This window comes from Pseudonocardia sp. SID8383 (assembly GCF_009864975.1).
Classification (GTDB): Bacteria; Actinomycetota; Actinomycetes; order Mycobacteriales; family Pseudonocardiaceae; genus Pseudonocardia; species Pseudonocardia alni.
The window spans coordinates 1-687 of the sequence record NZ_WWFY01000903.1; the positions used below are offsets into that span (position 1 = coordinate 1).

A 687-nucleotide genomic window follows, 5' to 3' on the forward strand; every position below is an offset into this window, starting at 1 on the left:
CACCCGCACCGCACCGGGCGCGACCGGCTCCTCGATGCCCGCGACGAGTGCGCGCCGTCCCTCGCGCCAGGTCCCGCACAGCACCGGGGGCACCTCGGTGACCTCGGCCCGCGCGGCGGGCCAGGCCTCGGCGCCGGGCACCCGCGTCTGCCCGACGTCGTCGACCAGCCCGGGCGGCAGCGTCGCCGGTTCGGCCTGCCCGGTCCGGGAGCGGACGGCGTCGGCGAGGGTGACCGGGATCCGGGCGAGCCCGTCGTCGACCACCAGGAAGTACGTCGACCCTGCCCCGAGCGACTGGCTGCGCACGACGTCCCCGTTCCGCCCCAGCCCCGCGACGGGTGTCGGTCCGGGGGCGGGGACCCGCAGCGGCGCGCCCTCCGGGATCGCGGAGAGCAGACCGTCACCGACCCGGCGGACGGGCGCGCCGAGCAGGCCGAGCCCGTCGAGGGCGTTCCGGTCGGACGGGTCGATCCGGTGCCGGGCGCCGTCGTGGACCAGGTAGGTGGCGCCGCCCTCGGCGGTCAGCAGGGCCACCGGTTCCGGCCCGGCCGGGACGGGTCCGAGCGACCCCGCGAGCACCGTCGTGGTCCCGGCGCCGGAGCCCTCGCCGCGGGTGTCGCAGACCGCCCACGCGGGTGGGACCGGGACCCCGTCGAGCGGGACGCCGACGGTGCCGGGGACGGCCGC

General features: G+C 79.8%; 1 protein-coding gene. It reads right to left on the reverse strand.

Annotated features, from left to right (window positions below):
• Positions 1 to 687: type VII secretion protein EccB (locus tag GTW08_RS21615; RefSeq protein WP_202417507.1), on the reverse strand; the 687-nt coding region annotated here is incomplete at both ends.